17 protein-coding genes are annotated in these 23,684 nt (G+C 74.2%); 8 read left to right on the plus strand and 9 right to left on the minus strand.

All coding sequences use genetic code 11. The features are described 5' to 3' along the window. The first annotated feature begins 74 nt into the window (after nt 1–74). Nucleotides 75–941 carry a phosphotransferase enzyme family protein gene (locus ACIG3E_RS21010; RefSeq protein WP_399618440.1) on the plus strand — a complete coding sequence of 289 codons (867 nt, stop codon included), beginning with the start codon at nt 75–77 and terminating at the stop codon, nt 939–941. Between the two features lie 147 nt (nt 942–1,088). Here ACIG3E_RS21010 and ACIG3E_RS21015 read toward each other — a convergent pair whose 3' ends face one another. From ACIG3E_RS21015 to ACIG3E_RS21030, 4 genes are all read right to left on the minus strand, one after another. Next, the gene (locus ACIG3E_RS21015; RefSeq protein WP_399618443.1) at nt 1,089–1,808 is read right to left on the minus strand and encodes a 3'-5' exonuclease; all 720 of its coding nucleotides are present in this window, start codon (nt 1,806–1,808) and stop codon (nt 1,089–1,091) included. Nucleotides 1,809–1,910: 102 nt separating this feature from the next. Then, nucleotides 1,911–3,152, minus strand: a complete 1,242-nt coding sequence (locus ACIG3E_RS21020) for an SAV2148 family HEPN domain-containing protein (RefSeq protein ID WP_399618446.1) — start codon at nt 3,150–3,152, stop codon at nt 1,911–1,913. Between the two features lie 109 nt (nt 3,153–3,261). After that, nucleotides 3,262–4,578, minus strand: coding sequence for a copper amine oxidase (locus ACIG3E_RS21025; protein WP_399618448.1), 1,317 nt, complete (start codon nt 4,576–4,578; stop codon nt 3,262–3,264). A gap of 56 nt (nt 4,579–4,634) precedes the next feature. Continuing rightward, entirely contained in the window at nt 4,635–5,429 is a 795-nt protein-coding gene (locus ACIG3E_RS21030; protein ID WP_399618450.1) for a Tat pathway signal sequence domain protein, read from the minus strand. Between the two features lie 160 nt (nt 5,430–5,589). On the opposite strand from ACIG3E_RS21030, the gene glgX reads away from it, so the two are divergent. From glgX to ACIG3E_RS21045, 3 genes are all read left to right on the plus strand, one after another. Continuing rightward, nucleotides 5,590–7,698, plus strand: a complete 2,109-nt coding sequence (gene glgX, locus ACIG3E_RS21035; protein ID WP_399618453.1) for a glycogen debranching protein GlgX — start codon at nt 5,590–5,592, stop codon at nt 7,696–7,698. A gap of 116 nt (nt 7,699–7,814) precedes the next feature. After that, nucleotides 7,815–10,229 (plus strand): malto-oligosyltrehalose synthase, encoded by a 2,415-nt coding sequence (gene treY, locus ACIG3E_RS21040; protein ID WP_399618455.1) that lies wholly within the window; start codon nt 7,815–7,817, stop codon nt 10,227–10,229. A 179-nt stretch (nt 10,230–10,408) separates the two neighbouring features. Continuing rightward, nucleotides 10,409–11,659, plus strand: a complete 1,251-nt coding sequence (locus tag ACIG3E_RS21045) for a M14 family zinc carboxypeptidase (protein WP_399618458.1) — start codon at nt 10,409–10,411, stop codon at nt 11,657–11,659. A gap of 42 nt (nt 11,660–11,701) precedes the next feature. On the opposite strand, the gene ACIG3E_RS21050 is transcribed toward ACIG3E_RS21045, so the two are convergent. Both ACIG3E_RS21050 and ACIG3E_RS21055 read right to left on the minus strand, forming a co-directional pair. Beyond that, nucleotides 11,702–12,262, minus strand: coding sequence for an FHA domain-containing protein (locus tag ACIG3E_RS21050; protein ID WP_399618460.1), 561 nt, complete (start codon nt 12,260–12,262; stop codon nt 11,702–11,704). A 234-nt stretch (nt 12,263–12,496) separates the two neighbouring features. Continuing rightward, nucleotides 12,497–15,469 (minus strand): SpaA isopeptide-forming pilin-related protein, encoded by a 2,973-nt coding sequence (locus ACIG3E_RS21055; RefSeq protein ID WP_399618463.1) that lies wholly within the window; start codon nt 15,467–15,469, stop codon nt 12,497–12,499. 225 nt (nt 15,470–15,694) lie between these two features. Here ACIG3E_RS21055 and treZ point away from each other — a divergent pair, with 225 nt between their 5' ends. Both treZ and ACIG3E_RS21065 read left to right on the plus strand, forming a co-directional pair. After that, a complete protein-coding gene (gene treZ / locus ACIG3E_RS21060) occupies nt 15,695–17,449 on the plus strand; it encodes a malto-oligosyltrehalose trehalohydrolase (protein WP_399618465.1) in 1,755 nt (584 codons plus the stop codon). A 59-nt stretch (nt 17,450–17,508) separates the two neighbouring features. Further along, entirely contained in the window at nt 17,509–18,489 is a 981-nt protein-coding gene (locus ACIG3E_RS21065; protein WP_399618468.1) for an aldo/keto reductase, read from the plus strand. A gap of 98 nt (nt 18,490–18,587) precedes the next feature. Here the strand turns inward: ACIG3E_RS21065 and ACIG3E_RS21070 are convergent, their stop codons facing one another. Next, complete coding sequence (locus ACIG3E_RS21070) at nt 18,588–19,715, minus strand: M24 family metallopeptidase (protein ID WP_399618470.1); 1,128 nt, start codon at nt 19,713–19,715, stop codon at nt 18,588–18,590. 286 nt (nt 19,716–20,001) lie between these two features. On the opposite strand from ACIG3E_RS21070, the gene ACIG3E_RS21075 reads away from it, so the two are divergent. Beyond that, the gene (locus ACIG3E_RS21075) at nt 20,002–20,757 is read left to right on the plus strand and encodes a metallophosphoesterase (protein ID WP_399618473.1); all 756 of its coding nucleotides are present in this window, start codon (nt 20,002–20,004) and stop codon (nt 20,755–20,757) included. Nucleotides 20,758–20,810: 53 nt separating this feature from the next. On the opposite strand, the gene ACIG3E_RS21080 is transcribed toward ACIG3E_RS21075, so the two are convergent. Beyond that, nucleotides 20,811–21,494, minus strand: coding sequence for a PDZ domain-containing protein (locus ACIG3E_RS21080; RefSeq protein WP_399618476.1), 684 nt, complete (start codon nt 21,492–21,494; stop codon nt 20,811–20,813). Nucleotides 21,495–21,542: 48 nt separating this feature from the next. Next, a complete protein-coding gene (locus ACIG3E_RS21085) occupies nt 21,543–22,430 on the minus strand; it encodes a LysR family transcriptional regulator (protein WP_399618479.1) in 888 nt (295 codons plus the stop codon). Between the two features lie 469 nt (nt 22,431–22,899). Here ACIG3E_RS21085 and ACIG3E_RS21090 point away from each other — a divergent pair, with 469 nt between their 5' ends. Further along, the gene (locus tag ACIG3E_RS21090) at nt 22,900–23,616 is read left to right on the plus strand and encodes a hypothetical protein (RefSeq protein ID WP_399618482.1); all 717 of its coding nucleotides are present in this window, start codon (nt 22,900–22,902) and stop codon (nt 23,614–23,616) included. Nucleotides 23,617–23,684: the final 68 nt, after the last annotated feature.

Below are 23,684 nucleotides of genomic sequence, written 5' to 3' on the forward strand. Positions count from 1 at the left end.
ACACTTGCGCGGCGGCGGGCCCGGTGGCGGCGCGCCGCGGAGCACGGTGAGGCACAGGCTGCGGGAGGCAACGGATGGACGAGGCACGGGCACGGAAGGTCCTGGACGCCGCGGGGCTCACGGCGGGCCCCGGCGTGGGCGCCGAGCTCCTGGCCCTCGGGGAGAACGCGGTGTTCGCCGTGGGCGGCCTGGTGGTCAAGGTCGGCCGTGCCGCGCCGGAACTGCTCGACCGGGCGCGGCGCGAACTCGCCGTCGGCGCGTGGCTGCGGGACGCCGGGGTGCCCGCGGTGCGGCCCGCCGAGGACGGGCCGCGGCTCGTCGAGGGGCACCCCGTGACGGTCTGGCACCGGCTGCCCGCGGCCGTGCGGCCCGCGCGCCCCGGCGATCTGGCCGCGCTCCTGCGGCTCGTGCACGCCCTGCCCGCGCCGCCGTTCGAGCTGCCGCGCCGGGAGCTGCTCGGGGGTGTGGAGCGGTGGCTGCGGCTCGCCGGGGACGCGATCGACCCCGCCGACGCGGACTACCTCCGCGAGCGCCGGGACGGGTTCGCGGCGGCCGCCGCCGCGCTCGTGCCCCGGCTCGCGCCCGGGCCCGTCCACGGGGACGCGCTGCCGCGCAACGTCCTGGTGGGGCCCGAGGGGCCCGTCCTGGTGGACCTGGAGACCTTCTCCTCGGACCTGCGCGAGCACGACCTGGTCGTCATGGCGCTGTCCCGTGACCGGTACGGGCTCGGGGACGACGCGTACGACGAGTTCACCCGGGTCTACGGGTGGGACGTGCGGGAGTGGGAGGGGTGCGGGGTGCTGCGCGGGGCGCGGGAGACCGCGAGCTGTGCCTGGGTGGCCCAGCACGCGCCCGCCAACGCCGGGGCGCTGGCCGAATTCCGCCGCCGCGTGGCCTCGCTGCGCGAGGGCGACACGACGGTCCGCTGGCGCCCCTTCTAATCCCTTCCCGCTTCCTGGGGGCTCCGCCCCCAGACCCCCGCTCCTCAAGCGCCGGAGAGGCTGGATGGTGCCGCAACCGGCGACAGTTTCAGCCCGTCCGGCGTTTGAGGACGAGGCGCGGAGCGCCGATTACGGCGGAACTGCCCGCTAGGGCACGCTCACCGGTTCCCGGAGGGGCCACGTGCCGTCGACCACCGCGGCGGCATCGCCCTTGCGGCGGAGGAAGGACTGGAAGTCCGCGGCCCACTGCGCGTACCACTCCACCTGGCGCCGGTGCAGCTCCGCCGGGCCGAGGTCGGCGACCTTGGCGTGGCGGTCGGCTATCGCGCGGGCGAGCCGCGCCGCGGCGAGGGCGTCGGCGCAGGCGTCGTGGGCGGACTCCAGGACCACGCCGTACTCCCGGCAGACCGCTTCGAGGTTGCGCTTGCCGCGGCGGTAGCGGTCCACTGAGCGGTCGATGGTGTACGGGTCGATCACGGGCGCGGGGTCGGCCCCGCCGAGCCGGTCGCGCAGCGGCGCGAGGCCGTGCCGACGCAGCTCGGCGGCCAGGAGGGTCAGATCGAACGCCGCGTTGTACGCGACGACCGGGACGCCCGACTGCCAGGCGGACGCGAGGACGTCGGCGATCGCGTCGGCGACCTCCGCGCCGGGCCGCCCCTCGGCGGCGGCCCGCTCGTCGGTGATGCCGTGCACGGCCACCGCGTCCGGCGGGATCGGCACGCCCGGATCGGCGAGCCACTCGCGGCGGCCCAGCTCCTGTCCGGCCCTGACCTCGACCACCGCCCCCGTGACGATCCGCGCCTCGTACGGATCCGTGCCCGTCGTCTCCAGGTCGAAGCCGATCAGCAGCTCTCGGTGCCAGCCCATGGCCGCCCCCTTCATCGTGGTGCGTTCCCCCAGTGACCTCCACGATCCCATGCGCCACTGACAATCAGATGGCCGGATTCCGCTACCGCCCCGGAGGCCGTCCTACGACACCGGGCGCGAGTCCGCCCAGGCCGTCTCGAACTCCTCCCGGTACGTCGCGAAGAGGCCCTGCTCGCCGAGGTCGTCCGCCTTGACCACGCGGCCGCCGCCGCGCAGCACCAGGACCGGCGCCTCCATGCCGCGGGTGCGCCGCAGATAGGACTGGACGACCGCGATGCCGTCCGAGCCGTCGCCGTCGACCAGATAGGCCGTGAAGCGCGGGGTCTCGTCGGAGACCTGGATCTCGAAGGCGCCGGGGTCGCGCAGGCGGGAGCGCACGCGCCGCATGTGGAGGATGTTCGACTCGACGGCCCGGCTCAGCTCGCCCCGCTTGAGGCCCAGTTCGCGCTCCCGGCGCTTGACCGCGCTGCTGGCGGGGTTCAGGAAGAGCAGCCGGACCCGGCAGCCGGACTCGGCGAGCCGGACGAGACGGCGGCCGGAGAAGTTCTGCACCAGCAGGTTCAGGCCTATGCCGATCGCGTCGACGCGCCGGGCGCCCCCGAAGAGGTCCTCCGCGGGGAACTGCCGCAGGAGCCGCACCCGGTCCGCGTGCACGCCCACGACGTCCGCGTACCGGTCGCCGACGAGCTGCTCCACCGCGTCGACCGGCAGGCGCCGCGCGGAGGGCGCGTCCGAGCCCGCGCCGAGGATCTCCAGGAGGCGGGCGGAGGCGCGCTCGGCCTGGGCGAGGACCGTCGGGGACAGGGCGCGGTTGCGCGAGACCACGTTGCGCGTGACCTCCAGCTCGTCCAGGGCCAGTTCGACCTCGCGCCGGTCGTCGAGGTAGGGCTCGAAGCACGGCCAGTGCTGGACGACCAGCTCGCGCAACTGGGGCAGGGTCAGGAAGCTCAGGACGTTGTCGTCGGCCGGGTCGAGGAGGTAGCCCTTGCGGCGGCTCACCTCGCGCACGGCGACGGCCCGCTGCACCCACTCCTGCCCGGCGGGGCCCGCGGCGGCGACCACCCAGTCGTCCGCGTGGACGGGTTCGTAGACGGGACGCAGAACAGCGGCCACGACCGCGCGCAGCCGCTGTTCCACGAGGTTCAGCCAGATGTAGGCCCGCCCGGCCCGCTGGGCGCGCGTGCGCACCTCGCGCCAGGCGTCGGCGTCCCAGTCCAGTTCGGGTCCGATCTGGGACACCGGTTCCATCGGCCGTGCCAAGGACACCGCCGAGGACGGGACGTCCGCGGAGTTCCCCTCGTGACCCTCGTCACCAGGGGGCAGCTCGCGCCCCTCCGAGCTCACCCGTGCACCGCCTTCCGCTCCCCCGGACTCTCCCCCGGTCAACGATCAAGGAAGAGTACTCCGGGACCGGCGCGCGGTGCAGCCGGATGGGCAGGGTCGTACGGCGACTTCAGGTTCGCGGCCGTCCGTTCACGCCCGAGAGGTCCTGCGGAGTGAGCGGGTTCATGGCCGTCACGTCGCGCGGGGCCAGCGAGAAGCCCTGCCAGTGGACCGGCATGGGCTGCTGGTCCTCGTCGCGCGCGATGTGGTGGAAGCCGATGTTGACCCAGCTGATGGGGTGCTTCAGGGTCTCGCCGTTCGCCCACTTGTCGACGCTGGCCGGATAGCCGTTGGGGCACCCGATGTTGTTGCTCGCGAACTGCTCGCACTTCTTGTAGTCGGTGAAGAACACGTCGTGCCGCGTGAACGGGCGGCCCGCGTGCTTCTGGCTGGCCCCGGGCACGAACTCGTAGCTGCGGGGGTGGCCGTCCTTGTTCTTGCCCGCCGTGCTGACCACGCGCCACCAGCGCATGTCCTGGCGGTCGCCCGCGAGCTCCTTGGCGACGGGCGTGCGGGTCGTCTTCGTGGTGGGGCTGCCCTGGCCGCTGGGCGGGGTGACCTTGGAGTCGTACTGCTCGACCTTGGACTTGGGCGAGCCGTCCAGGCCGAAGTTGAGCCGCCAGAAGACGTTGTGCGAGTGGCTCTCGGCCTTGGCCTGGTCGCCCTTGCCGATGGGCCAGCCGCGGTCGTCGCCGCCGTCGAAGTCGTACGGCGACAGGCTGCCGGTGGCGCCCACGTTGGAGTGGATGGTGCCGTCCGACGAGAAGCGCCACTCGGTGATGTACTCGTACCAGGAGGCCTTGTTGACGGTGTAGACCAGCAGGTCCTTGCCCTGGGATGCGTAGACCTTGCCGCTGCCGCCGGTGCTCGCGTCGTTGTTGAGACGGTAGGCGTGCCCCCGCGCGCGGGTGGTGGTGCACAGGCCCGGGACGTTCCCCCCGTCCGGGACCTTCACCGTCTTGATGGTGCCGCCGGGGCATTCGCTCGTCTTGAGCTTCTGCAGCTTCCGGCCGAAGTCAGTGCCCGTGACGTCGTCGAACTCGGCGTCGCCGTCGTCGTAGGGCACGTGGATCTGGGCGAGACGGGCGCTGGTCAGCACCGGGATGGGCTTGGGCTCGCCCTTGGGCTGGTAGCTGATGTTGTCGAGGATGAGCCCGGAGTACGAGTTGTAGTGCCAGCACATGCGCCAGGTCGTGCCGCCGTCGAGGGTCTGCTCGATGCGGTAGTCGGCGCTGCAGCCGGCCGCGGGCGCCCGCGGTGCGGCTTGGGGGGCCGCGGTGGCCGGGCCCGCGGTGGTTATCGCGGCTCCCAGGAGCGCGGAGACCGCAAGGGCCGTACCGGCCGCCTTACGGGCGCGCGGGAGTCTGTTGCCGTGCAAAACGTGCATGCGAAGGAGGCTCCTTCGGTCAGGAGGGCAGACGTGTGGATGCCCTGAGCGGGCGGTCAGCGGACGCGGCCGACGTGGCGGTCGCTGAGGTCGACGATGAAGGCCCGGGTGTCGATCCACGGCCCGTTCTTGACCTTGGCCACGACCTGGAGGCAGCGGTGCTTGCCGCAGTCCTGGAGGTCGCCGGGGACGCTGTCGAGGGTCTCCTTGCGGAACACGAAGCCGCTCAGGTCCAGGTCGGAGGGGCCTTCCAGCTTCTTCCCCGTGGCCTTCTCGAAGTCGGCCCGCAGGCCCTTGCCGTGCTCGTCGGCGATCAGCAGCCGCGCGGCCTCGGTCAGCTCCTCCTCGCTGGGCGGCGGCTGGACGTTCTGGGCCGTGTTGGTCGACTCGACCTCGCCGGTCTTCAGGTTCACCGTCTTGGAGACGACGGCGTCCTTCTTGTAGTCGTAGTAGACGATCTCCGCGCGGCGCGCCGCGTCGTCCCCGGTCGCCCCCGGCTCGTTCTCCGCGAGGTTCGTGGAAAGGCGCTCCGGTCCCCGGTCGCCCTCCACGTCCCGCGCGCTTGAGCGCAGGCCGTTGCTGTCCAGGGCTATCTTCTGGGCCCGCGCGGTCTCGGCGTCGGTCAGCGGGTCGCTGCCGACCCCCTCGGAGCCCTCGTCGGGCGCGGCCTCCACGGTGCCGTCGGGTGCTACGGCGTCCTGGCGCGAGGCACCCGCGGCCGTGCTGCGGTCGGGCTCCCCCGCCCCCGCCCGGTCGGGCAGCGAGACCGCCACAAGGGCCGCGCTGGCCGCCACGGCGAGGGCACCCCCCGCCACGACCTTCCCGAGGTGGCGTCTGACTAGCTTGCGCACATCCTCCCCCATTCTCCCCTGATGGGCCCAATTCATGGGCATGTCGAGTATGTGGTCAGTCGGTTAGACGGACTCAACTCCTTTGTGGTTGCCCCACTTTCGAGCACACTCTGGCCAAGGCGGCCCCCACGGGGGCGACGAGCGTGGAAGAGTCGTGGACATGCAGGTCTGGCCTGGGCAGGCGTATCCCCTCGGCGCCGCGTACGACGGCGCCGGTACGAACTTCGCGGTCTTCTCCGAGGCCGCGGATCGAGTCGAACTGTGCTTGCTGCACGACGACGGCTCGGAGACCGCGGTGGAGCTCCGCGAGTCCGACGGCTTCGTACGGCACGCGTACCTGCCCGGCGTCATGCCGGGCCAGCGGTACGGCTTCCGCGTGCACGGCCCGTACAAGCCCGCGCGCGGGCAGCGCTGCAATTCGGCGAAGCTGCTCCTTGACCCGTACGCGCACGCGGTGAGCGGCGCGGTGGACTGGGGCGAGGAGGTGTACGGCTACCGCTTCGACGCCCAGGACGAGCGCAACGACATGGACTCCGCGCCCCACATGATGACCTCGGTGGTGGTCAACCCGTACTTCGACTGGGGCGACGACCGCCCGCCGCGCACGCCGTACAACGAGACCGTGATCTACGAGGCCCATGTGAAGGGCCTGACGATGCTGCACCCGGAGCTGCCGGACGACCTGCGCGGCACCTACGCGGCCCTCGCCCACCCGGCGGTCATCGAGCATCTGACGCGGCTCGGCGTGACCGCCCTGGAGCTGATGCCGGTCCACCAGTTCGTGAACGACCACCGGCTCGTCGACATGGGCCTGAACAACTACTGGGGCTACAACACGATCGGCTTCTTCGCCCCGCACAACGCGTACGCCTCCTGGGGCGACCGCGGCCAGCAGGTCCTGGAGTTCAAGTCGGCGGTGCGCGCCCTGCACGAGGCGGGCATCGAGGTCATCCTGGACGTCGTCTACAACCACACGGCGGAGGGCAACCACCTCGGCCCGACGCTGTCGTTCCGGGGCCTGGACAACGCCTCGTACTACCGCCTGGCGGACGACCCGCAGTACTACATGGACACCACCGGCACGGGCAACTCGCTGCTGATGCGCCATCCGCACGTGCTCCAGCTGATCATGGACTCGCTGCGGTACTGGGTCACCGAGATGCACGTGGACGGCTTCCGCTTCGACCTCGCGGCGACCCTCGCCCGGCAGTTCCACGAGGTGGACCGGCTCTCCTCGTTCTTCGACCTGGTGCAGCAGGACCCGGTGGTGAGCCAGGTCAAGCTGATCGCCGAGCCCTGGGACGTCGGCGAGGGCGGCTATCAGGTGGGCAACTTCCCGCCACTGTGGACGGAGTGGAACGGCAAGTACCGCGACACCGTGCGGGACCTGTGGCGCGGCGAGCCGCGCACCCTCGCGGAGTTCGCCTCGCGGCTCACCGGCTCCTCGGACCTGTACCAGGGCGACGGCCGCCGCCCGCTCGCCTCGATCAACTTCGTGACCTGCCACGACGGCTTCACCCTGCACGACCTGGTGGCGTACAACGAGAAGCACAACGAGGCCAACGGCGAGGACAACCAGGACGGGGAGAGCCACAACCGCTCCTGGAACTGCGGCGTCGAGGGCGCCACGGACGACCCCGAGGTCCTCGCGCTGCGCGCCCGGCAGCTGCGGAACTTCCTCGCCACCCTGATGCTGTCCCAGGGCGTGCCGATGCTCAGCCACGGCGACGAGTTCGCCCGCACCCAGGGCGGCAACAACAACGCCTACTGCCAGGACAACGAGGTCGCCTGGGTGCGCTGGCCGGACGGCGAGAGCACCCTCCTGGAGTTCACGCGCGCGATGGCGTGGCTCAGGCGCGACCACCCGGTGTTCCGCAGGCGCCGGTTCTTCCACGGCCGTCCGGTCGAGGGCACCCACGACGAGCTGTCGGACATCTCCTGGTTCACGCCGGAGGGCGAGGAGATGACCCAGGAGGACTGGGACGCGGCCCAGGCGCGCGCCCTGACGGTGTTCCTCAACGGCAACGCGATCTCCGAGCCGGGGCCGCGCGGCGAGCGGATCACCGACGACTCGTTCCTGCTGATGTTCAACGCCTCCCCGGACCCGCTGGAGTTCGTGGTGCCGGTCAACCAGGGCCAGCAGTGGCAGGTGGTGGTCGACACCGCGCGGGAGGACGGGGTGCCGCCGGGGACCGGGGCCAAGGTGCGGGCGGGCGAGCGCGTGACGCTGGCCGACCGGAGCCTCACGGTGCTCCAGCGCCCGGCGTAGGCGCGTCCGGGTCGGCCGGGCCGTCGGTGGCTGGGCCGCGCCCCTTCGGGGCGCTCCCTGGAACCCGCGCGTGCGCCGCAGGCACAAAAGCCGCCCGGGCGGGTACGTACGTTCGCATGACGTCTCCGCGCCCCGCGCCCGATGTCCCGCGGCCGCCGACCGCCACGTACCGGCTGCAGCTGTGTCCGGAGTTCCCCTTCGCGGCGGCCGAGGCCGCGGTGCCCTATCTGGCCGCGCTCGGGGTTTCGCACCTGCATCTGTCGCCGGTCCTGGAGGCGGTGCCCGGCTCCGCGCACGGCTACGACGTCGTGGACCACGCGCGCGTGCGGGGCGAGCTGGGCGGCGAGGCGGGCCTGCGGGCGCTCGCGCGCGCGGCGCGGGCGGCCGGGCTCGGCCTGGTCGTGGACATCGTGCCGAACCACATGGCGGCCGACCCGCTGCACAACCGCGCGCTGTGGGAGGTGCTGCGCGACGGGCCCGCGTCGCCGTACGCGCGCTGGTTCGACGTGGACTGGGCGGCGGGCGGCGGCAGGCTGCTGCTGCCCGTGCTCGGCCACCGGCTCGGCGCGGACCTCGCGCACCTGCGCGTCGACGGCGAGGTGCTGCGCTACCACGACCGGGTCTTCCCGCTGCGCCCGGGCACCGAGCGGCTGCCGCTGCCGCGGCTGCTCGACGCGCAGTGGTACCGGCTCGGCTGGTGGCGGCTCGCCCGCACCGAGCTCAACTACCGGCGCTTCTTCACCATCTCGGACCTGATCGCCGTACGGGTGGAGGACCCGGAGGTGTTCGAGGCGACGCACGCCACGATCCTCGGGCTGCTCGGCGAGGGCGTCGTCGACGGCCTGCGCGTCGACCACCCGGACGGGCTCGTGGACCCGGGGGCGTACCTCGGGCGGCTGCACGAGGCGACGGGCGGGCGCTGGACGGTCGTCGAGAAGATCCTGGCCGACGGCGAGCGCCTGCCCGCGGCCTGGCCGGTGGCGGGCACCACCGGCTACGACGCGCTGCGGCACGTCGACGGGGTGCTCACGGACGAGGCGGGCGCCCGCGAACTCCGGGGCCGCTACCGCCGGTTCGCCGCGCCGCCCGCCGACCGGGGCGGCGACTGGCGGGCGACCGTGCGGCGCGCCGCCTACAAGGTCGTCACGCGGGAGCTGGCCGCCGAGGTGGAGCGGCTGACGCGCGAGGCGGACGCGCTGTGCGCGACGGACCCCGGCCTGAGGGACCACGCCCCGTGGGCACTGCGGACGGCGCTGCGGGAGCTGCTCGTGCGCCTGGAGGTCTACCGCCCGTACGCGCGCGGGGGCGCCGACCCCGCGACGGTCCTGACGGCGGGCGCGGCCGCCGAGGCCAGGCGGGCGTTCACGGTGCCCGAGGAGGCCGCAGCGGTCGACGCGGTGCGGGACCTGGCGCTCGGCAGGCGGGGCGACGACGAGCGGTGCGCGGCGTTCCGGGCGCGGTTCGCGCAGACGGCGGCCGCGCTGCGGGCCAAGTCCGTGGAGGACACCGCGTTCTACCGGTACGTGCCGCTCCTGTCGGCGGCCGAGGTGGGCGGCGAGCCGGGGCGGCCCGCGCTCGACGTGGCGGAGTTCCACGCGTACTGCGCGCGCGTGCGGCGGGACTGGCCGTACTCGGGCACGGCCCTGACGACCCACGACACCAAGCGCAGCGCCGAGGTGCGGGCGGGCATCAGCGTGCTCACGCAGGCCCCCGAGCGGTGGGACGCGCTGCTCACCGAGGTGACGCGGCAGTCCCCGCGGGCGCCCGACCCCCAACTGGCCTGGGCCGCCTGGCAGACGGCGGTGGGCTTCGCCCCCGCCGCGCGCTCCGGGTCCGACGACTACGGCGGGCGGCTTCGGGAGGCCCTGCTGAAGCACGTGCGGGAGGCGGGCCTGCACACGAGCTGGACGGAGCGCGACGAGGGCTACGAAGGGGCCGTGACGGCGTTCCTGGCGGCGGGTCCGTGCGGCCCTCCGCTGGCGGCGGTGGCCGATTTCGCGGCCGAACTCGCCCCGCACGCGCGCGTGAACGTCCTCAGCGGCGCCCTGCTGCACCTGACGATGCCGGGCGTGCCGGATCTGTACCAGGGCACGGAGCGCGCCTTCCACGCCCTGGTCGACCCCGACAACCGGCGCCCCACGACCTTCGACGCGGGCCTGCTGGAGGGGCTCGGCGCGCGCCGGGACTCCTGGGACCTGTCGGACGAGAAGCTGGCGGTCACCGCGGCGGCGCTGCGGCTGCGGGCCCGGCGGCCCGGCCTGTTCGGCGGCGGGGGCACGTACGAGCCGCTGACGGCGTCCGGGCCCTGCGCGGGGCACTGTCTGGCCTACTGCCGCTCCGGGGGCGTGGTGGTGGCCGTGACGCGTCTTTCGCTGCGCCTCGCGGACGCGGGCGGCTGGCGGGACACGGCCCTGCCGCTGCCGCGGGGGGCGTGGAGCGATCTGCTCACTCCGGGGCGCGAGTTCACTGGGTGGACGCGCGTGGACGAGCTGCTCGCGCCGCTTCCAGTGGCTCTTTTGGAGCGCGTCTGACGGCGGGCGCCGGGGGCGCGCTCCGCACGGAGCGGGGCATACCGGCCCGTGGATGGGGCGGAAGGAGCGAGCGGAGCCGTGTGTACCAGGCGTGGGCGACGTGGAGCCCGCCTTCAGGGTGCTTGACACGCGTTCCGCCGCGTGGCGTACTGCGGATTGCGTCAGCGGACCAGTCGGGGGTGAGTCAACTGGCGGCGAACCGCTATCCCAGTGTTCCCGAACTCGTCGTGTCCGCGCGGGAGCTGGCGGCTCACCGTCCTGATCTGTGCACGCTGCGCCAGGTCGGCTCCTCCCGTGCGGGCCGCCCCCTGCACCTGCTGTCCGTCGGGCACGGGCCGCGCGCGGTGCTCGTGGTGGCGGGCGCGCACGCCAACGAACCCACGGGCGGCTCGACCCTCGTCGCCCTCGCCGAGTGGACGGTGCGCGACGCCGCGCTGCGGGCCGACACGTCCTGGAACTTCCTGCTGTGCGCCGACCCGGACGGCGCCGACCTGCACCGCACCCCGGCGCCGCGCACCCTCCTCGACTACCACCGGCACTTCTTCCGCCCGGCGGGCCCCGAGCAGCCCGAGTGGTCGCCGTCCGTGCTTCCACCGGACCGGCTGCCGCCCGAGACCCTCGCCCTGAAGGGCGTCATCGACGAACTGCGGCCCTACTTGCAGGTGTCGCTGCACTGCACCGACCTCGGCGGCAGCTGGGTGCAGCTGACCCGGGACATCCCCGGGCTCGCCGCGCCGTTCGCCGCGTCGGCGGCGCGCCTCGGCATCCCGGTGGAGACGGGCGCGTCGGACGCGGCGGGCTGGCCGGTGTCGGGGCCCGGCGTCCACGTGCTGCCCGGGCCCGGCTCGGCGGCCGCCTATCCGAGCCTGCCGGAGGACGCCCGGCACACCACCTGGCACCACGCGCACCGCTACGGCGGCGTGACAGCCATCGTGGAGGTGCCGATGTGGGCGAGCGACATGGTGGACGACATGGCCGTGCACCCGGCGCCCCGGGCGGCCCTGCGCGGCTTCGCCCGGCGCCTGCGGCACGACGCGGGCCTGGTGGAGGACGTCCTCGGCGACGCGCTGCCCCGGCTCCCGGGCGCGGACGGGCCGCTGCTGCGGGCGGCCCGGTGGGCGCTCGACCTGGTGCCGGGGCTCGCCGACGACTGGGGCCGGCTGCCGCCCGCCGGGACGTCGATGGCGTACATCGGCAGCGTGGACGCCTTCGGGCGGCGCCTTCCGCTGCGGGCGGCCGCGATGCTCCTGCGCGTCCTGCGGGAGGCCGACGACCGGGCGGCGCCCCGGCTCGACCGGCTGGTGACGCGGTGGAGCGAGGAGTTCGCCGACCGGTTCAAGGCCCGCTGGGTGCCGCTGGAGCGCCAGGTCGAGCACCAGGCGCGGACGGCGGTGGAGGCGGCCCGGCACGCGCGCGTACGGGACGTGTGACGGGCCTCCGGAAAGGGACCGGGCCCTCCCGGCGCGCGGGTCTCAGGCCGCCGCGAGGCAGAACGACATGTGGCCGAAGGAGACCTGGTCCCCGTCCCGCACGACGGCGGCACCGATCACCCGGCGGCCGTTGACGGACGTGCCGTTCGTGGAGCCGAGGTCGCGCAGGACCCACAGACCGCCCTGGTGGATCAGCTCGGCGTGGACGCGCGAGACGGTGTCGTGGCTCAGCCGCAGGCCGTTCGCCGGGTCCCTGCCGATGCGCAGCGGATACGCGCCCGGCGCCGGGAGCAGCAGCTTGGGCAGCTTCTCCGCCTGCCAGGCCCGGCGCAGCTTCACGCCGAAGCCGGAGACCGCGCCGACGGTGGCCAGCGCGAGCCGCGTCCAGCGGTGCTCCGTGCGCAGATCGGCGGTGAGCACAGCCAGTTCCTGGCGCTTGCGGGCGGCGAGCGCCAGCTCCATGCGGCGGACGAACGTGTCGTGCGAGAGGCGGCCGAGCGCCGCGCCCTCCCTGAGCACCTCCAGGGCCCGCTCCCGCTCGGCGTCGCTCACCCGCCCCGCCTGCGTGTCGTACTCGGGGGAAGCCGCGGAAGAAAGGGTCACGTCGACGATTGTCGGCCAGCTCAGCCCGGGTGTCCAGAAAACGCCAAGTCCGGAGCGGGTGAGGGGGAGCGGGGCGGCCGCGCCGGAGTCCGGCCCGGGAAGCGCGCGCCCAGGTCCGCGCCCCCGGCGTGACGTGCCGCCATGCGCGCGGGCCGCGCACCCGGCCGATACCGGTGCGCGGCCCGCTCCGCGTCACCCTGCCGGGTGCGCGGCGCTCACGGGGCCGTCAGGCCGTCAGCACTTCTTGCCCTTGCACGGCTCCCCTCGCTCGTTGGTGCGCGTCACGGTCAGTCCGTCGCCCTCGCTCGCGCCGGGCACGGTGAGGACGTACGGGCCCGACACCGTCTTCGGCGGCAGGACATAGCCTTCGGGCACCGCCGTCTCGCGCAGGTAGTACGTGCCGGGCGGCAGCTCCCGGAAGGCGCAGCGGCCCTTGCGGTCGGTGACGCATCCGGCGTCCTGGAGGGTGTCGCGTCCGGCTCCCGAAGTCTGGAGGCCTGCCTTGCCGTTGGACTCGCGCCACAGCTGGAACACCGCTCCGGCGAGCGGCCTGCCCGTCTTGGCGTCCTTCTTGACGAGGGTGAGCCGCAGGTCCGGCTTGTTCGTGAGGGTGACGACCTTGCCGTCGCCTCCGGCGGTGAGGACGTGGGGGCCTGACACCGGGTCGCGGGGCAGCACGTATCCGTCGGGCACGGCCGTCTCGCGCAGGTAGTACGTGCCGAGCGGCAGCTCCCGGAAGACGCAGCGGCCGTCCGCGCCCGTCGTGCAGGCGTCACCGGCCTTCGTGTCGGGATCGGAACCCGACGTCTGGAGCCCCTCGGTGCCGTTGGTCTCGCGCCACGCCTCGAAGACCGCGCCGGCGAGCGGAGCACCGGTCGCCTTGTCCTTCTTGACGACCGTGAGGAGGGCGCGCGGCGGGACGTGGAGGCCCGCGTCGATGCCGTGGTTGACGTAGCCGGGCGGGCCGACGGTCACCTCGGTCCTGCCCTCCGGGTCGACGTTCGAGTCGATCAGCCGGTCGTCTCCGGCCTCCTTCGTGGTCCACCGCAGTTCGTCCAGGGTGGGCGAGCCGGGCAGCTTGGAGGGGTCGATGCCGCTGTAGTCGAAGGTGGTGTCGTACGCGGTGTCGGGCTTGAGGCCCTGGGGCGTGCCGACGTAGTACTCGCCGTTCTCGTCGGTGACGACGGTGATCGGGTCGCCGCCGCCCTTCGGGGTCAGCGTCACCTTCACGCCCGGGATCGGCGGCTCGGACGGGTCCTGGACGCCGTCCTTGTCGGCGTCGAACCAGACGCGGTTGCCGATCTGGACGGGCGCCTGGTCGCAGATGATCTCCAGTTCGGCGAGGCCGTTGCCCTTGCCGAAGAGGTCGGACGGCGCGGCCCAGGTCGACTGGATGGTGAGGTTGCCGGTGATGGCCCCGCTCTCGGAGTCCCAGCGGCGCACGCCCTGTTCGTACGCCTGGTTGGTGAACGGGTCGAAGACGGTGCTCCACAGCTTCTTGCGGTAGGGCTGGAGCACCAGGCCGCCCTCGCCGACCTGGTCGTGCTGGGCGTCGCCCAGGACGGTGAGGTCGTTGTAGAACTCGCCGCCGCCGGGGCCGAGCTTGTTGTCCGGCAGGCTGCCGGTGAGCGAGCCGCAGGTGCCGTTGGACTCCAGCGTGTACGTCGTCCCGGAGGCGCAGGCGCGCAGCACGTCGCCCGCGGCGACGGCGTTGACGATCGGGCCGTTGCCGTAGGCGTTGGTGCCGTTGCCCTGCATGTCGGCGAAGCGGTCGCGGTAGCCGAGGATCAGGTCGCCGTTGTCGGCGATCTCGATGTTGGACAGGATCGGCTGCGGGGCGGTGACGAACTGGTGCTCCTCGCTGGTGGGCACCCGCTCGTTCCACGCCTCCCACTGGGCGCTCATCCGCTGGCCGACGGTGGTGGCGTCGGTGCAGCGGTAGTTCGTGGCGGGCGCGCCGGTGAAGCGGTAGGCGCAGCCACGCGGGTAGTCGAGCTTGTGCGTGAACGCCTCGGTGAAGGCGCCCCCCTTGAACTCGTAGACGTGCGCGCTGAGCTGGGCCGGGTCGCCCCAGGGAGCGGCGGTCGTCACGGTCGGCTCGGCGCCGCACACGCCGCCGACGAGCACCCGCTTGCCGCGTACGCCGAGGCCGTACGGGTGCCACTCGCCGACGCAGTCGGCGGGCTTGGGGATGTCGTACGAGGTCTGCGTACCGGCGGTGACGGCGTCGCCGCTGCCCTGGATGGGCAGGGTGTACAGCTTGGAGTCGTTGAGGTTGACCGCGTACATCGTCCTGCCGTCGCCGGAGACGTCCACGTCGCCGATGCCCTCGCGGCCGACCTTGCTGTAGACGGGGTCGTCGTTCAGCAGGTTGTTGCCGGTGTCGTGGGCGGTGAGGGTGCCGGGCAGGGTGGCGAAGGTGGTCACCTGGTCGCTGGTGCGGTTGTAGCGGTAGATCGCGTTGACCGGGCCCGCCGGGCCGTACGCGGTGTGCCGCTTGACCATGGTGCCCATGTAGACGTTTCCGGTGCGGTCGGTGCCGAGGCCGAAGACCGCCTGCTGCTCGGTGTTGCCGGTCAGGTCCGTGACGGTGCCGCCGGGAGGGGTGGTGGAGATGTTGCCCTCGAACGACACCAGGCCCTTGCGTCCGGTCGCGTCGCCCTTGGACAGGGCGCAGGTGACGAGAGTGGGGTTCTCCTGGCAGTACAGGTCCGGCTGCCAGAAGCCGGTCGTGTACGTGACGTCCGTGCCGCCGCCTGCGGTCACGAAGCCGGTGTTGCTGCGGATGACGTCCGCGCCGCCGCCGAGCCCGGCGACGGCGGGCGAGTAGGTGCCCGGGTCGGGGTTGGAGACGTCGACCCGGTACTTGCCTCCGGTCAGCTCGGAGGAGGCGGGGGTGAACACGGCGGTGCCGTCGTCGCCCGTCGTCGCCGTGATGACGTGCCCGGCGTCGTCGGTGAGCGTGACCTTCACGCCGGGCATGCCCGGCTCCAGGACGCTGTCGTACGCGCCGTCGGCGTCCACCTCGGTGACGACCCGTACGGTCACCGTGCCGTCGCCGGGACCCGCGGGCCGGGCCGCGGCGCCCGGGGCCAGGGCGGACGCCGACGCGATCGGTGATCCGGCCACGCACAGGCCGAGCAGCAGCGCGGCCGCCCGTCTCCTGCGCCCCGGCGCGCCGCCGGGGGCTGCCATTCCTACGGCCATGTCTTCCTCATCTCGTACTCGTGTGGCGAAGCCACCCCAGTCCTATACATATGGACGGAAAATAGGATCAAATCGGTCCATTGGGATGAAGCGGCGGGCGACGAAGCGCCCGGTGCTTCCCCTTCCGGCGAGTGGCCCGCCGGAATGCGGCGAACGCCTTCGCGGCGATCTCTTCTGGCGCACCATGGAGGGGCGGGGACACGCGGGCCGACGAGGGGGCTGCCGGTGAGGTTCGAGGTGTGGGCACCGCGCGCGGAGCGCGTGGAGCTGGTCCTGGCGGGCGAAGCGGGCGCCCGGCGCGCGATGGCGCGCGATCCGGAGCGCCCCGGGTGGTGGACCGGTCAGGCGGCGGCCGAGGACGGCACCCGGTACGGCTTCGCGCTCGACGGCGGCCCCGCGCTGCCCGACCCCCGGTCGGCCCGGCAGCCGGACGGGCCCGACGGCCTGAGCGCCGTCGTCGACCACGCGCGGTTCGCGTGGCGCGCGCCGTGGGCGGGACGCGGCCTGCGGGAGGCGGTCCTGTACGAGCTGCACGTGGGCACGTACACGCGCGAGGGCACCCTGGACGCGGCGGCGGAGCGCCTCAGCCACCTCGTGGACCTGGGCGTCACGCACGTCGAGCTGATGCCGGTGTGCCCCTTCCCGGGGCGGCACGGGTGGGGCTACGAGGGGGTGTCGCTGTGGGCCGTGCACGAGCCGTACGGCGGGCCCGACGCGCTGAAGCGGTTCGTCGACGCGGCCCACGCCGCGGGCCTCGGCGTGGTCCTGGACGTGGTGCACAACCACCTGGGTCCTTCGGGGAACCATCTGCCCGCCTTCGGGCCGTACTTCACGGACACGCACCACACCCCGTGGGGCGCCGCCGTGAACCTGGACGCGCCCGGCTCGGACGAGGTGCGGGCCTACCTCGTCGGCAGCGCGCTCGCCTGGCTGCGGGACTACGGCGTGGACGCGCTGCGCCTGGACGCCGTGCACGCGCTGCGCGACACCCGGGCGCGGCCCTTCCTGGAGGAGCTGGCGACGGCCGTCGACGCGCTCGCCGACGAGCTCGGCCGACCGCTCGGGCTCATCGCGGAGTCGGACCTGAACGACCCGCGGCTCATCACCCCGCGCGCGGGCGGCGGCCTGGGCCTCGACGCCCAGTGGAGCGACGACTTCCACCACGCGCTGCACACCGCGCTGACCGGCGAGTCCCACGGCTACTACGCGGACTTCGCCGCGGCCCCGTTCGCGGCCCTGGAGAAGACGCTGACGCACGGCTACTTCCACGACGGTACGTACTCCAGCTTCCGGGGCCGGGCGCACGGGCGCCCGCTCGACCGCGTGCGCACGCCCGCGTACCGGCTGGTCGGCTACGCGCAGACGCACGACCAGGTCGGCAACCGCGCGCAGGGCGACCGGCTCTCCGCGACGCTCTCCCCCGGGCTGCTGGCGTGCGCGGCCGCGCTGACGCTCACGGCTCCCTTCACGCCGATGCTGTTCATGGGCGAGGAGTGGGCGGCCTCGACGCCGTGGCAGTTCTTCACCGACCACACCGACCCCGAGCTCGCGCGGGCCGTACGGCAGGGCAGGCGGCGGGAGTTCGCCGCGCACGGGTGGGCGGAGGAGGAGATTCCCGATCCGCAGGACCCGGCGACGCGGGAGCGCTCCTGTCTCGACTGGGCCGAGCGGGAGAAGGGCCACCACGCGCGCGTGCTCGGCTGGTACCGCGAGCTGATCGCGCTGCGCCGGGAGCGGGGCGACCTCACCGACGCCGATCTGGCCGCGGTGCGCGTCGCCCATGACACGGAGGCGCGCTGGTTCGCCGTGCGGCGCGGGGACCTGCGGATCGTGGTGAACCTCGCGAAGAGCGCCGTCCAGGTGCCGTTGGGCGTGCGCCACGCGCGCGTGCTCGCCGCGTGGGAGCCCGTCGAGGGCCCGGACGCGGACGGGACCGTGCGGCTGCCCGGCGAGTCGTGCGCGGTGCTCGCCGTGGAGTAGCCCGGGGCCGTGCCGGTGCCCCGGCCTAGCCTGGTGGCGACTTCGAGGAGGACACAGCGATGGAACAGCGGCGGCTGGGGAGCACCGGACTCCGGGTCAGCGAACTGTGCTTCGGCGCCATGACGTTCGGCGGCGGGGCGGACGAGCGGGTCGCGCACGCGATGCTGGACGCGTTCACGGAGGCGGGCGGCACGTTCATCGACACCGCCGACGCCTATGGCGACGGCGTGTCGGAGGAGGTGCTCGGCCGCTGGCTCAAGGGCCGCGTACGGGACGACCTGGTGATCGCCACCAAGGTGTTCCTGCCGACGGGCGAGGCGCCGAACGCGCGCGGGCTCGGCCGCAAGCACGTCCTGGCCGCGGTGGACGCGAGCCTGCGCCGCCTGGGCACCGACCACGTGGATCTGTACCAGACGCACGTGTGGGACGCGCACACGCCGATCGAGGAGACCCTGTCCACGCTCGACACCCTGGTGCGGGCGGGCAAGGTCCGCTACCTCGGCGCGAGCAACCACAGCCCCGCGCAGCTGCAGAAGGCCCGCGACGTGGCCCACGCGCGCGGCTGGGAGCCGTACGTGTGCCTCCAGCCGATCTACAACCTCCTTGCGCGCGAGGCCGAGTGGGAGCTCCTTCCGCTGTGCCGCGCGGAGGGTGTCGGCGTCATCCCGTACAGCCCGCTGCACGCGGGGTGGCTCTCGGGGAAGTACCGGCGCGGCATGGCGGCGCCGCCGCGGGGCGCGCGCGGCGGCGGGCAGTGGGACGAGCGGGCCACGGAGGCGACCTGGCGGGTCGTGGACGCGGTGCTGGCTCTCGCCGAGGAGACAGGGCGCACACCCGCGCAGGTCTCCCTGCGGTGGCTGCTCCAGCGGCCGGGCGTGACCGCGCCGATCGTCGGCGCGCGATCCGTGGAGCAGCTCACCGACAACCTGGGCGCGGTGGGGTGGGAGTTGGACGGGGAGCAGCTGCGGCGCCTTGATGAGGCAAGCGCGCGACCGTTGCCGCCCCCGTACGACGTGCTGGCGCACTTCACGAAGGAGTGAGCAGGAGCGCCCCGAAGGGGCGCGGGACCGTATCGATATGCGGCTCCGCCGCGTGAGCGCGACCAGCCACAGACGGCGCGCACTCGAAACACGCAACGTCAGTTCACGATCGCCATTTCACGTGATGTGTTGTTGAGGCGACGGCCGCCCTCCTCCGTCACCGTGACGATGTCCTCGATGCGGACACCGAAGCGGCCGGGGAGGTAGATGCCGGGCTCCACCGAGAAGCACATGCCGGGCACGAGGGGCTGCTCCTCGCCCTCGATCATGTACGGCGGCTCGTGCGTGGTGACACCGATGCCGTGCCCGGTGCGGTGGATGAAGTACTCGCCGTACCCCGCCTCGGTGATCACCGCGCGCGCCACGCGGTCGACCTCCTGGCAGGCGATGCCGGGGCGCACCGCGCGGCACGCGGCGTCCTGGGCCTCGCGCACCACGTCGTGCACGCGCCGCTCCTCGGCGGAGGGCTCCCCGACGTGCACGGTGCGCGAGGTGTCGGAGCCGTAGCCGTGCTTCAGGCCGCCGAAGTCGAGGACGACCATGTCGCCGTGGGCGATGACGCGGTCGCCCGCCTCGTGGTGCGGGCTCGCGCCGTTCGGCCCCGAGCCGACGACGGTGAAGTCCACCTGCTCGTGCCCGAACTGGCGCAGCAGGTCGGCGAGGTCACCGGCGACGTCGGTCTCCTTGCGGCCCGCGAACGGGACCTTCTGGATCTCCTCGTACGTGGCGTCGGCGGCGGCCCCCGCGGCGGTGAGGCGCTCCAGCTCCGCCGCGTCCTTGACGGCCCGCAGCATCGGCAGGGCCTCGGTGAGCGCGACGTAGGAGCTGCCGGGCAACTGCCGCTGCATGCCCAGCAGATGGAGCGCCCAGGCGTTGTCGCTCACGCCGAAGCGGCCGTCCTTCGCGAGCAGCGGCGCGGCCACCCCGTACGGGTCGACGCCATCGGTCCAGTCGCGCAGGGTCAGCGCGGAGGCACCCGCCGCGCGCGCGGCGTCCGGGGCCTCCAGAGTGGGCACCACGAGCACGGGGTCCTGGCCGGGCGCGAGCACGAGCAGGGTGAGCCGCTCGGTGTCGGCGGGCACGCGGTAGCCGGTCAGCCACACCAGATCGGGTCCGGGCGCGACGAGGACGCCCGCGAGGCCCGCTTCGGCGGCGGCGCGCGCGGCGCGGTCCATCCGGGCGCGGTAGTCGTCGGCGGTGAACGGCGCGGGCGTGGCCGGGGTCATCGGGCCTCCTGTAAGCGTCTGCGGCGCCTGCCCGCGGCGGTCCCGCGGGCAGGGATCTTCCCCAGCATCCTGCCCGCGCGCCCCGCACGGCGCGAGCGGGTTATCGCGGCCCGGACGGCCCCGCCTGCGGCACCCGGCGCGCCGGGGCAGGCCACCGGTTCCCAGGTGGCTGTTCCCCCGGCCCATGACTAATGGTTAGATGCCGCATATCCATTAGCTTGAGGCCGGGCCCGGGTGTGGACAGGGGCACTTGGACGGCGCCCGGGGCACGGGAGGGACGTACGACATGCTGGTACTCGCGCAGATCAGTGACCTGCACCTGGACGGCGGCGCACGGGCGACCGAGCGCGCCGAGCGCGTCATGGAGCGGCTGCGGGCGCTGCCCGGGCCCGTGGACGCGCTGCTCGTGACCGGCGACATCGCCGACCACGGCGAGGAGGCCGAGTACAAGGAGGCGGCGCGCCTGCTGTTCACCGACGCGCCCTGGCCCGTGCTCACCTGCCCCGGCAACCACGACCGGCGCACGCCGTTCCGCACCGCCCTGCTCGGCGAGCCCGCGGCGAGCGCGTCCGAGGCCCCGGTGAACAGCGCCCACCGCGTCGGCGGCGCCGAGGTACTCCTGCTCGACTCCAGCGTGCCCGGCCACGACCACGGGCTGCTCGACGAGACGACGTACGCCTGGCTGGAGGACCGGCTCGACGCCCTCGACGGGGAGACGCCGGTGCTGCTCGCCTTCCACCACCACCCCGTGCCCGTGCACCATCCGCGCCTGGACACCGCGTGGCCGCTGCGCGAGCCGGACCGGCTGCGGGCGCTGGTGGAGCGCCGCCCGGAGATCGCGGGCCTGATCATCGGGCACGCGCACACGCCCGCGGCGACCACCTTCGCGGGGCGGCCGCTGGTCGTCGGGCCCGGCGTGGTCTCGACGCTGCGCCTGCCGTGGGAGGGCGAGGGCCTGGTCGACCTGGACGCCCCGGCGGGGTTCGCCCTCCATGTCCTCGACGACGAGGGGCGGTTGACGTCCCACTTCCGCGTGGTCTGACGGCTCCGCCGCGCGACCTCTTCCGCGTGGCCCGGCGGCTCCGCCGCGCGCCCTCAGGTGGTGAAGCCCGGGGTGACCGTCAGGGTCCTGCGGGTGCCGGTCGGGTGACGCACTGTCAGAGTGACGTTCCTGCCGGGGTGTGCCGCGGCCACCGCGCGGACGAGGTCCGCCGCGGTGCGCACCCGGGCGCCGTCGAACGCGACGACGACGTCGCGCCGCACGAGGCCCGCCGCGTGGCCGGGGCCCGGCACGTGCACGCCGACGAGCAGCGCGCCGCCCACCGCCGGGGCGTCGGCCGCCTCGACGCCGAGGACCAGGCGCGGGCCCGGGGAGCGGAGCGTCTGCGGCCGCGGGCCCGACGGGGCGGTGGCCGTGGCCGTCCTGTCGGTGGGGCGCACGCCGGAGGCCGACTCGCCGGAAGCCGTCTCGCCCGTGGGTTTGCCGCCCGTGGGCCGCGCGCCGGGGGGCGCGTGTTCCGGCGCGCCGGGGGGCGCGCCCGCGCCTGCCTGGCGCTGCATCTTTGCGAGGCTGCTCATGCCGATGACAGTGGCGCCGACCGTGCCGATGCCCACCCCGGTGAGCACCAGGACCGCCGCGCACAGCAGGCCGAGCAGGAGCGTGGTGAGCCGCTTGCCGCGGCGGCGCGCGGCGTGCGGGCGGGGGCCCTTGGCGGATCTCTCGCCCCGGCCGGGCTCCCGTCCGGGCATGGGCTTGGGACGCAACGCGGTCTGTTTCATGGCTCGCCTCCGGCCACAGCCCTACCCGGCGTGACCCGGCGTGACGATTCACGAACGGGTGACGTCGAGGCGCGCGGCCCAGGCGGCCGCGGCGCCGCGCAGCGCCCCGGTGTGCAGCAGCTCGGTGCGGTGCACGACGCGGGGCGCGGTGAGCGGTACGGCGACGGTGCCCTCGGCGCCTCGCGCGTCCGGCTCGGCGGTCGCCGCCGAGCGCGGCAGCAGGGCGAGCCCGTGTCCGGCCGCCACGAGCGCGATCAGGGTCCGTACGTCCGTGCCGTCGTAGCGCAGGGCCGGGCGGAAGCCCGTGCCGCCCGTCGCGGCGCGCAGCTGGTCCAGGGGCAGGCCCGCGCCGGGCGCGTCCAGCCAGCGGGCGTCCGCGAGGTCGCCCAGGCGCAGCCCCGCGCGCCGGGCCAGCGGGTGCCCGGCGGGCAGCACGACGCACACCGGTTCCTCGCCCGTGCCCCGGGTGGTGAGCGGGGCGACGTCGGGGACGCGCAGCGGGTCGGTCGGCGCGGCGAGCCCGTCGACGAGCCCCAGCTGGGCGGCGCCGGTCGCGACGGCCTCGGGGACCAAGGCCCGGTCGACGACCCGCAGCGTGACGCCCGTCGGCGGCAGGGCCCGCAGCGTGCGAGGGGTCAGGGCGGTGGGCGCGGCGGCCAGCGTCAGGCCCTCGTCCGGGGCGCCCGCGAGGGCGAGGACCTCCGCGCGGGCCGCGTCGAGCCGCAGCAGCAGCGGCCCCGCGTGGTCGAGGAGCCGCTCGCCCGCGCGCGTGGGCGCGACGGGGCGGCGGGTCACGAGCGGCGTGCCGAGGTCCTGCTCCAGGGCGGCGATGTGCTGCGAGACGGCGGACTGGGTGTAGCCGAGGGTGCGGGCGGCGGCGGAGAAGGAGGCGAGGCGGACGACGGTGACGTACGTGCGGAGCAGGTGCGGGTCCATGGGGAACAGGATCCCTCCATCATTAGCAGCGCTGATGGAGGGTGCAGGATTCGTCGTTGGACGCGCACGAGGGCCGGTGCGGAGGATGGCCGCCATGCACGCGAAACCCTATGAGCGCCCTTCAGTGAACCCTCACGTGAACTCCGCCCCGAACCTCCACGTGAACCGCCACGCGAACTCCGATGCGGGCCCCCACGCGAACCCCCACGCGAACCTCCTCGCGAACCTGCACGTGGCCCCCCACGCGAACCCCCGCGCGAACTCCGATGCGGGACCCCACGCGAGCCCCGACCCGAACCCCCGCGCGAACCCTCACGTGGACCCCCACGCGAACCCCGATGCGGGACCCCGCGCGAACCCCGACCCGAACCCCCGCGCGAACCCGCACGTGAACCCCCGCGCGAACTCCGATGCGGGACCCACGGATTCCGCCGGGGACCCCCCGGCGGGCTCCGCTTCCGGCTCCCCCGTGCCGCCCGCCCGGCTCGCCCTCGTCGGGGACCGCTCCCCCAACGTCGCCTCGCACGGCCGCGTCCCCCTGCTCCTCGACGCGCTCGCCGCCCGGGACGGGATCGTCCTCGACGCGTACTGGATCCCTACCGAGGACGCCGCCGAGCCGGGCGCCGTGCGGGGGTTCGACGCGGTGTGGATGCTGCCCGGGAGCCCGTACCGCAGCGAGGCGGGGGCGCTGGCCGCGATCCGTACCGCGCGCGAGGAGGGCATTCCCTTCCTCGGCACCTGTGGCGGCTTCCAGCACGCGCTCCTGGAGTACGCCCGTCATGCGTGCGGTCTCGCCCACGCCGCGCACGCCGAGAACGACCCCGACGCCGAGGACCCGCTCATCGCGCCGCTCGCCTGCTCGCTCGTCGGGCACGAGGGGGCCGTGACCCTCGCGCCCGGGTCGCTCGCCGAGGCCGTCCTCGGGGCGGGCCGCACGGTGGAGCGCTACCACTGCTCGTACGGACCGAGCGATGTCCGGCTGCTCGATGTGCTGCGGGCGCGGGGGCTGCGGTTCTCCGGGGCGGACGAGGAGGGGCAGGTGCGGGTGGTCGAGCTGCCCGGGCATCCCTTCTTCCTCGCGGCCTTGTTCCAGCCGGAGTTGAGCGGGGACGGGACGCGGGCCCATCCGATGGTGCGGGCCCTCGGGCGGGCGGCGGTGGCCCGGGCCGCGGGGCGGGTGCCCTAACGGGGAGTTCCCCAAGCCCGCCCCTTCCCGAAACCGGGGCTCGGCCCCGGACCCCGCTCATCGGCGCT

The organism is Streptomyces sp. NPDC053474, assembly GCF_044544845.1.
Lineage (GTDB): Bacteria > Actinomycetota > Actinomycetes > Streptomycetales > Streptomycetaceae > Streptomyces.

Bases quoted from the DNA above. Each gene is read 5' to 3' on its own strand.
- ACIG3E_RS21015 (WP_399618443.1), bottom strand. From the start codon at position 1,808: ATGGGCTGGCACCGAGAGCTGCTGATCGGCTTCGACCTGGAGACGACG.
- ACIG3E_RS21025 (WP_399618448.1), bottom strand. From the start codon at position 4,578: ATGCACGTTTTGCACGGCAACAGACTCCCGCGCGCCCGTAAGGCGGCC.
- ACIG3E_RS21010 (WP_399618440.1), top strand. From the start codon at position 75: ATGGACGAGGCACGGGCACGGAAGGTCCTGGACGCCGCGGGGCTCACG.
- glgX (WP_399618453.1), top strand. From the start codon at position 5,590: ATGCAGGTCTGGCCTGGGCAGGCGTATCCCCTCGGCGCCGCGTACGAC.
- ACIG3E_RS21085 (WP_399618479.1), bottom strand. From the start codon at position 22,430: ATGGACCCGCACCTGCTCCGCACGTACGTCACCGTCGTCCGCCTCGCC.
- ACIG3E_RS21055 (WP_399618463.1), bottom strand. From the start codon at position 15,469: ATGGCCGTAGGAATGGCAGCCCCCGGCGGCGCGCCGGGGCGCAGGAGA.
- ACIG3E_RS21070 (WP_399618470.1), bottom strand. From the start codon at position 19,715: ATGACCCCGGCCACGCCCGCGCCGTTCACCGCCGACGACTACCGCGCC.
- ACIG3E_RS21080 (WP_399618476.1), bottom strand. From the start codon at position 21,494: ATGAAACAGACCGCGTTGCGTCCCAAGCCCATGCCCGGACGGGAGCCC.
- ACIG3E_RS21065 (WP_399618468.1), top strand. From the start codon at position 17,509: ATGGAACAGCGGCGGCTGGGGAGCACCGGACTCCGGGTCAGCGAACTG.
- ACIG3E_RS21075 (WP_399618473.1), top strand. From the start codon at position 20,002: ATGCTGGTACTCGCGCAGATCAGTGACCTGCACCTGGACGGCGGCGCA.
- treY (WP_399618455.1), top strand. From the start codon at position 7,815: ATGACGTCTCCGCGCCCCGCGCCCGATGTCCCGCGGCCGCCGACCGCC.